We start from the raw sequence: 7424 nt of genomic DNA, 5'->3' as shown, positions 1-7424 counted from the left end.
CGTGGCCGGCCCGGGAGTCCGCGGGCTCGGCGGCGTCCCCCGAGGTCGCCGCGGAGGCTCCCGCGGCGGCGCCCACGAGCTCGCGCTCGCCGCTGCCCTCGGCCCCGCGCAGGGTCTTGGAGTGGGACGCCACGTCCCACGCGAAGGCCACGAAGGCGACCAGGTAGGTCATGGCCGCCAGGAGCATGAAGAGCTCGCTCCAGGCGCCCAGTGTCTCGTTGACGGTCATGCCGCCCATCCTCTCACTCGTGGTCCGGCCGGGCGTCCGGCACGGAGTCCGTCCGGCCGTCCGGCCGGCCGGCGGCGTGCCCGGTGCTCCCGGCCGTCGCCGCGGTCGCTGTTGCTGTCGCTGGTGCCGGCGTCGGCGTGGTCGCCGTCCCGGACGTGGTCGTGGTGTCGTTGTCCCGCACGCCGGCGTCCTGCCACTGCTCGGTCCAGAGCCGGTCCAGCCGCTCGGCCTCCGCGGCGAGCCGGGGGTCCTCGCCGCGGGCCAGCAGCCCGTACTCCAGCACCGTGCAGGGCCGTCCGTCCGCGTCGACGCCCTCCGCCGCGCGCACCCAGACGCGGCGGCGGGCGATGAACAGGGACATAAGCAGGCCGGCGAAGGCCGCGACGAAGGAGACGAAGGCGCCCGTCTTGCCGGGGTCGTAGTGGACGTCCAGACCCACGTAGCGCTTGACGTCCAGGAACTCCACGGTGCCCTTGCCGTCGGGCAGCTCGTGCACGGGGTTCGCGGCGTCGAGCGTGATGGCGCCGTTCTCGTTGGTCATGGCGTTGAGCTCGGTGAGCGGCTCGACGTCGAGCACGTACACGTTCTGCGGTTCGCCGCTGTCCAGGCCGAGGTCCCCGTGGTACGCGGAGAGGATCAGCCGGGGGTTGGCGAGGCCGGGGTCCACGGAGCGGGGCATCTCGCCCTCGCCGCCCACGGCGGTGGGCAGCAGCAGCCCCACGAGGCCGAGCTGGTCGGGACGGGCGTCCGGGACCTTGAGCACGAGCGAGGACGTGTAGACGCCGTCGGAGGGGATGGTCACGACCGGCCCCTCGAAGGCGACGTCCCCGTTGCCGTCGGTCACCCGCACCACCGGGGCGTAGCCGTTGCCCACGAGGTAGCTCTTCACGCCGTTCACGTTGAGCGGCTGGTTCACCTTCAGGACCTCCTGCCGCGGCTCGGCGCCGGGCTCGTCCTGCACGGTGACCTCCGCGGTGAAGTCGAGCGGCGCCCCGTAGCTGCGCGGGTTCGTGGTGTCCCGGTTGAACACGGCCTCGAAGCTGTCCAGCCGCACCGAGAAGGGGTCGAGCCAGTCGGCGTCGTAGTTGGGGCCGGGGGTGAAGGAGTCGTAGCCGATGAGGGTGTTGACGAAGGACTCGCCCTCCACGACCACCCGCTGGCCCTTGTAGCCGAAGAGGGAGCCGACGGCCACGGACACCAGCACGCCCAGCAGGGCCAGGTGGAAGACGATGTTGCCGACCTCCTTCCACATGCCGCGCTCGGCGGCCACCGACGGGGCGGCCGTGCCGGCGTCCCGGACCGCCACCCGGTAGCCGCGCTTCTTCAGCAGCCGGGCGGCGTCGGCCACGACGTCGTCCGGGGCCGGCGCCCCGGCCCCGTCACGGCCGCCCAGGGCCAGGGAGCGGTGCTCCGGCAGCCGCTCGAGCCGGCGCGGGGTGCGCGGGGGCTCGGCCCGCCACGCCCGCCAGTGCTTGGCCGCGCGCGGCAGGACGCACCCCACGAGGGAGACGAACAGCAGGATGTAGATCGCGGAGAACCACGCCGACGAGAAGACGTCGAACAGCTGCACCCGGTCCAGCCACTCCCCCAGGACGGGGTTGTTGTCGATGTAGTCCTGGACCGCCGCCGGGTCCTGGATCCGCTGCGGGAAGATCGATCCCGGCACCGCGGCGACCGCCAGGAGCAGCAGCAGGAACAGGGCGGTGTTCATCTTGGTCAGCTGCGTCCAGGCCCACCGGGCCATGCCGAGGGGCCCCAGGGCGGGGAGCTCGACGTCCGGGGTGCGCTGTCCGGACGGGTCCGGGGACGCGGGGCCCGACGACGACGGGGGCGCTGCGGTGCTCATGGCGGCCTTTCTGCTGTCGGTGCGGGCTCGCGGGTCGGAGGTGCTCAGATCGGCATCACCCAGTCGGTGACGAGCTCGGCCTGCACCCAGGAGACGAACGCGGTCCACGCGCCCGTCATCATGAGCAGGCCGACGAGCACGAGCAGGCCGCCGCCGGCGCGCTGGATGCCGAGGCGGTGCCGGCGGAAGAAGCCCATGGCGCCCATGCCCCGGCGCAGGGCGAGGGCGAGCAGCAGGAACGGCACGCCCAGGCCCAGGCAGTAGGCGACCGTGAGGACGGCCGCCTTGCCGGTCGAGGCGCCGTCCACGTAGACGAGCGCCTGCACGGCCGCGAAGGTGGGGCCGATGCAGGGGGCCCAGCCGAGGCCGAAGGTCACGCCGAGCAGCGGGGCGCCCCAGAGCCCGGGCGGTGGGCGGTGCTCGATCTTGCGGTCCCGCTGGAAGAAGGACACCCCGCCGAGGAACACGACGCCCATGAGCACCACGAGCCCGCCGAGGACCACGGTGATCCAGTTCTGGCCCAGGAACCAGGCGTAGGCGCCCAGCTGGGCCAGCAGCACGGACATCAGCAGGAACACGGCGGAGAAGCCGAGGACGAACAGCGTGATCCCCGCGAGCACGCGGCCGCGCCGCTGCTCCTGCAGGTCCGCGCCGGTCAGGCCGGTGACGTAGCCGAGGTAGCCGGGCACGAGGGGCAGCACGCACGGGGAGGCGAAGGAGACGAGGCCGGCGAGCAGCGCCACGGGCAGCGCGACGAGGAGGGAGCCGTCGAGGACGATCTCGGCGAAGGGGTTGCCAGCCGTCATGCCGCTTCGGCCACCGTGTCCTCGAGGAGGGTCTCGAGCACGGAGCGGTCCGCGATGCCGAGGATGCGGGCGGCCACCCGCCCCTGGGCGTCGAGCACGAGCGTGGTCGGCACGGCCTGCGGCGGCACGTACGCGCTCAGCGCCATGAGCACGCCCCCGTCCTTGTCCGCGACGGAGGGGTACGGGATCTCGAAGGTGCGCTCGAACGCCTCGGCGGTGGCCCGTTCGTCGCGCAGGTTCACACCGTAGAAGGCGACCTGCCCCTCGAACCGCTCGGCGAGCTCGCGGAGGTCGGGGGCCTCCACGCGGCACGGGGCGCAGCCCGCGTACCAGAAGTTCAGCAGCGCGGGCCGCCCGCGCAGGTCCTCGGCGGCGAGGGGCGTGCCGTCGAACAGCGTGCCGGCGAACTGCACCGGCTCCCCGCGCTCGGCGGCCGGGTACTCGGAGACCGTGCCGTCCCCGGCGATGTAGCCCTTCTGGTCCCCCGAGTTCGCCTGCTGGGCGAGGGAGTCCTCCTCCGTGCACCCGGCGAGGGCGAGTCCGAGGACGCCGAGGCCCGCGAGCGAGAGCACGCGGCGGCGGGACGGACGGGGGGCGGGCGAGGGGCGGGAGGTCACGGACGGATCACCTGGTGCTCTGGACGGGACGGGGAGGTCGGCGGCGCCCGGCCATTATGAACCGGGAAGCTGGTTGACCCCTGGGTAGAGGTCGGCGGCGGGCTCGCTGTAGACGACCCGGGGCGGGCGCCCGGAGTCGAGGTCGTCGAAGACCAGCGAGGTGATGGAGGCGAGGTTGCACTGCCGCCGCCGCGGGTCGTGCGGCAGGGGGCGCCCCTCGGCGGAGAGCCGGGTGAGCCAGATCGGCAGCTGGTGGGACACGAGCACGGCCTCGGCGCCGTCCCCGCCGCGCTCCACGGCGGCGCGCCCGGCGTCCAGCACCGCCTCCGCCATGCGCGCGACCTGGTGCCGGTAGGGCTCGCCCCAGGAGGGCCGCAGCGGGTTGCGCAGGTGCGGCCAGTGCCGGGGCCGCAGCAGCTCGGGGAGGTCCACGTGCAGGCCCTCGAAGTGGTTGTGCGCCTCGATGATCCGCTCGTCCGGGTGCACCGGCAGGTGCAGCTCCCGGGCCACGGGCGCGGCCGTCTCCCGGGCGCGCTGCAGCGGCGAGGAGACGAGGTGGACGATGCGCGAGCCGGTGTTCACGCGGCGGGCGAGCTCCGCGGCGGCGGCCTCCGCCATCCGCGCACCGAGCTCGGTGAGGCCGTAGCTGGGCATCCTCCCGTAGACGATGCGGTCCGGGTTGAGGACCTGGCCGTGGCGCAGCAGGTGGACGGTCGAGGAGGGCATGCCCCCATGGTCCCAGACCGGGCGCACCGGCCCCAAAACGGGGGGCGGTTCAGCCGGCCAGGCGCTCGCGCAGCAGCCGGGCGAGGCGGCGCTCGTCGATCTGCCAGAAGTCGCGCGGGACGCCGTCCACGAGGACCACGGGGATCTCCTCGGCGTGCCGGCGGGCCAGCTCGGGGTCGGTGTCGACGTCGACGTCCTCCCACTCCAGCCCCAGCGCGGAGGCGACCCGGTCCACGGACTCCCGGGCGGCCTCGCAGAGGTGGCACCCCGGGCGGGTGAGGAGGGTCACGGCGGGCGGCGGAGGAGGAGTCATGGAGCCCATGCTACGGGCCCGCCGCGCGGTGCGGACGGGCCCGGGAACGCACCGGGGGCCGCCGTCCTGGATCGGACGGCGGCCCCCGGTGGCGCTCAGCGCAGGGTCACTTCTTGTTGCGGCGCTGGTGACGGGTCTTGCGGAGCAGCTTGCGGTGCTTCTTCTTGGACATCCGCTTGCGGCGCTTCTTGATCACTGAACCCATAGGATCCCTCGCATCTTCATGTCTCGGTGGTGTGCCCCCGGGGACTCCGCGCGACAGGCGGGAACCAGGGGTGCCGGCCTGCGGACGGTGACGGCCGGGCAAACGTTCACTGACACCCTACCGTCTTGTGGGGAGATTGCTGTACTCGGTCCGGCCGCGGCCGGCTCAGGCGCTGCGGGACACCGGTGCGGGCCCGTCCCCGGGCTCCTCCTCGAAGGCGTCCGCGAGCTCGTGCGCGCCGGTGTCCGGCTGCGCCGCGGCGCCGGGCGGGTTGAGCTCGGCGGGCGCGTCCGGGGCCGGACCGGGGGTGCGCTGCTCCTGGTCCGGGTCCACGCCGGCCTCGCGGTACTGGTACTCGATGTGCTCCGCCACCAGCCGGGACGCCAGCCGGCGGTCACCGGCCGCCACGGCGGAGTAGATGGCGTGGTGCTCCGCGCGCAGCCGGTCCGCGGTGGTGCTCCACAGGGGCACGTGGCCCACCAGGGCCATCGTGTACTCGTAGATCGAGTCCCGCAGGGAGGACATCAGGGCGGAGACCACCGAGTTGCCGGCGGTCTTGCACAGGGCGATGTGGAAGCTCACCTCGAGGTGGTGGAACTCCTTGAGCGACAGGTCGTCCCGGGCCATCTGCTCGAGCAGCGCCCGCAGCTCGGCCATCGCCGGGTGCTCCGGGTCCGAGCGCTCCAGGGCCCACGTCTCGAGCAGCACCCGGGTCTGGACGATGTCCCGCAGGGGGTAGTCCGAGGTGGCCATGTGCAGCTGCAGCGCGGGCCCCGCGGACGCGGCGGGCTCCCGCACCAGCATGGGCAGGATCGACTTGCGCGGCCCGTCGAACAGCCGCACGATGCCCTGGGCCTCCAGGGTCTTGAGCGCCTCCCGCATGGTGTTGCGGGACACGCGGTGGATGGCCGCGAGGTCGCGGTCCGAGGGCAGTTGTTGGCCCAGCACGAGGTGGCCGTCGAACAGCTCGTTCTCCAGCCACTGCAGGACCTGCCGATGCGTTGCCATAGTCTCCAGGGTAGGACCACCGCGGCCCTCCGTGGGACGAACGCGGGTCCGGACGTGTCGGAAGTGCGGACGGGGAACCCCTGCCGGGCCCGGCGGACCGGACCCGGCACGGGTCAGATGAGGCCCTGCGCCATCATGGCGCCGGCGACCTTCATGAACCCGGCGATGTTCGCGCCGGCCACGTAGTTGCCGGGCATGCCGTAGTCCTCGGCGGTCTCGGCGCAGGTGTCGTGGATCGACTTCATGATCTGGCCGAGCCGCTCCTCCGTGTACTCGAAGGTCCACGAGTCGCGGGAGGCGTTCTGCTGCATCTCGAGCGCGGACGTGGCCACGCCCCCGGCGTTGGCCGCCTTGCCCGGGCCGAAGAGCACGTCCGCCTCCTGGAACAGGCGGGTGGCCTCGCCCGTGGTGGGCATGTTCGCGCCCTCCGCCACGGCGAGCACGCCGTGGCCGAGCAGCTTCTTGGCGTGGGAGCCGTCCAGCTCGTTCTGGGTGGCGCACGGCAGGGCCACGGTGCCGGGGACGTCCCAGACGGAGCCCTTGGCGATGAACCGGGCGCGTCCGCCGCGGCGCTCGGCGTACTCGGAGATCCGGCCGCGCTCCACCTCCTTGACCTCGCGGAGCAGGTCCAGCTCGATGCCGTCCGGGTCCACCACGTAGCCGCTGGAGTCCGAGGCGGTGACCACGGTGGCCCCGAGCTGCTGCGCCCGGTGGATCGCGAAGGTCGCCACGTTGCCCGAGCCGGAGACCAGCACGGTCTGACCGTCGAAGGACTGCCCGCGGGTCTGCAGCATCTCCTCGGCGAACATCACGGTGCCGAAGCCGGTGGCCTCGGTGCGCACCAGGGAACCGCCCCAGCTGAGGCCCTTGCCGGTGAGCACGCTGGACTCGTAGCGGTTGGTGATCCGCTTGTACTGGCCGAACAGGTAGCCGATCTCGCGTCCGCCCACCCCGATGTCACCGGCGGGGACGTCCGTGTACTCGCCGATGTGGCGGTAGAGCTCGGTCATGAAGGACTGGCAGAAGCGCATGATCTCGCCGTCGGAGCGCCCGCTCGGGTCGAAGTCCGACCCGCCCTTGCCCCCGCCGATCGGCATGCCCGTGAGGGCGTTCTTGAAGATCTGCTCGAAGCCCAGGAACTTCACGATGCCCAGGTACACGGAGGGGTGGAAGCGCAGCCCGCCCTTGTAGGGCCCGAGCGCGGAGTTGAACTCCACGCGGAAGCCGCGGTTGATGTGCACGCGGCCCTCGTCGTCGGTCCACGGCACGCGGAAGATGATCTGCCGCTCCGGCTCGCAGATCCGCTCGAGCACGGCGGCGTCGAGCAGCTCGGGGTGGCGTGCGACCACGGGGCCCAGGGAGTCGAAGACCTCGTCCACGGCCTGGTGGAACTCCACCTCTCCGGGGTTGCGGGCGAGTACGGCCTGGCGGATCGGGTACAGGTCCTCGTGCATGGTGCTCCTCGTTCGGATCGATTGGGCCCGGCCGGTCACCGCCGCGGGTTCCTGGTGCGGCGGCGCAGGCCGGAGAGGCTGGACAGGATGTCCACCGCACGAGCCCCCGCGCCCCTGCCCGGGCGCGCGGGGGTGCCGCCGACCGCCGGCGCCGGGCCGGTCTCGACCGCCGGCTCAGGGCTGGGGACGACGGCCGGCTCCGGAACGGCCACCGCCGCGG

The 7424-nt window shown here is 73.2% G+C and carries 8 protein-coding genes and 2 pseudogenes; all 10 read right to left on the bottom strand.

The window, feature by feature from the left end; translation table 11 throughout:
- Positions 1-229: pseudogene (locus CRM73_RS17360) on the bottom strand (c-type cytochrome biogenesis protein CcsB); the annotation flags it as partial.
- A gap of 13 nt (positions 230-242) precedes the next feature.
- Positions 243-2075 carry a cytochrome c biogenesis protein ResB gene (locus tag CRM73_RS17355; protein ID WP_229588616.1) on the bottom strand — a complete coding sequence of 611 codons (1833 nt, stop codon included), beginning with the start codon at positions 2073-2075 and terminating at the stop codon, positions 243-245.
- A gap of 44 nt (positions 2076-2119) precedes the next feature.
- Positions 2120-2881, bottom strand: coding sequence for a cytochrome c biogenesis CcdA family protein (locus CRM73_RS17350; RefSeq protein ID WP_017832479.1), 762 nt, complete (start codon positions 2879-2881; stop codon positions 2120-2122).
- Complete coding sequence (locus CRM73_RS17345; protein WP_229588615.1) at positions 2878-3498, bottom strand: TlpA disulfide reductase family protein; 621 nt, start codon at positions 3496-3498, stop codon at positions 2878-2880. Before CRM73_RS17345 ends, CRM73_RS17350 begins: the two co-directional genes overlap by 4 nt.
- 54 nt (positions 3499-3552) lie before the next feature.
- On the bottom strand, positions 3553-4224 hold the full coding sequence (locus CRM73_RS17340; RefSeq protein ID WP_095651134.1) for a histidine phosphatase family protein: 672 nt from the start codon (positions 4222-4224) through the stop codon (positions 3553-3555).
- A 49-nt stretch (positions 4225-4273) separates the two neighbouring features.
- A complete protein-coding gene (locus CRM73_RS17335) occupies positions 4274-4537 on the bottom strand; it encodes a glutaredoxin family protein (protein WP_031282502.1) in 264 nt (87 codons plus the stop codon).
- A gap of 106 nt (positions 4538-4643) precedes the next feature.
- Positions 4644-4742, bottom strand: a complete 99-nt coding sequence (locus CRM73_RS17330; RefSeq protein WP_005504750.1) for a 30S ribosomal protein bS22 — start codon at positions 4740-4742, stop codon at positions 4644-4646.
- A 165-nt stretch (positions 4743-4907) separates the two neighbouring features.
- A complete protein-coding gene (locus CRM73_RS17325) occupies positions 4908-5750 on the bottom strand; it encodes a FadR/GntR family transcriptional regulator (RefSeq protein WP_017832484.1) in 843 nt (280 codons plus the stop codon).
- Positions 5751-5863: 113 nt separating this feature from the next.
- Positions 5864-7204, bottom strand: a complete 1341-nt coding sequence (gdhA, locus tag CRM73_RS17320; protein WP_017832485.1) for an NADP-specific glutamate dehydrogenase — start codon at positions 7202-7204, stop codon at positions 5864-5866.
- Between the two features lie 35 nt (positions 7205-7239).
- Positions 7240-7424: pseudogene (locus CRM73_RS17315) on the bottom strand (hypothetical protein); the annotation flags it as partial.

Source organism: Kocuria sp. CCUG 69068, assembly GCF_020833785.1.
Classification (GTDB): domain Bacteria; phylum Actinomycetota; class Actinomycetes; order Actinomycetales; family Micrococcaceae; genus Kocuria; species Kocuria rosea.
This window is presented reverse-complemented; position numbering and strand designations above follow the sequence as displayed.

Coding starts and splice junctions, on each gene's coding strand:
- gdhA (WP_017832485.1), bottom strand. CDS start 7,204: ATGCACGAGGACCTGTACCCGATCCGCCAGGCCGTACTCGCCCGCAAC.
- CRM73_RS17325 (WP_017832484.1), bottom strand. CDS start 5,750: ATGGCAACGCATCGGCAGGTCCTGCAGTGGCTGGAGAACGAGCTGTTC.
- CRM73_RS17330 (WP_005504750.1), bottom strand. CDS start 4,742: ATGGGTTCAGTGATCAAGAAGCGCCGCAAGCGGATGTCCAAGAAGAAG.
- CRM73_RS17340 (WP_095651134.1), bottom strand. CDS start 4,224: ATGCCCTCCTCGACCGTCCACCTGCTGCGCCACGGCCAGGTCCTCAAC.
- CRM73_RS17355 (WP_229588616.1), bottom strand. CDS start 2,075: ATGAGCACCGCAGCGCCCCCGTCGTCGTCGGGCCCCGCGTCCCCGGAC.
- CRM73_RS17335 (WP_031282502.1), bottom strand. CDS start 4,537: ATGACTCCTCCTCCGCCGCCCGCCGTGACCCTCCTCACCCGCCCGGGG.
- CRM73_RS17350 (WP_017832479.1), bottom strand. CDS start 2,881: ATGACGGCTGGCAACCCCTTCGCCGAGATCGTCCTCGACGGCTCCCTC.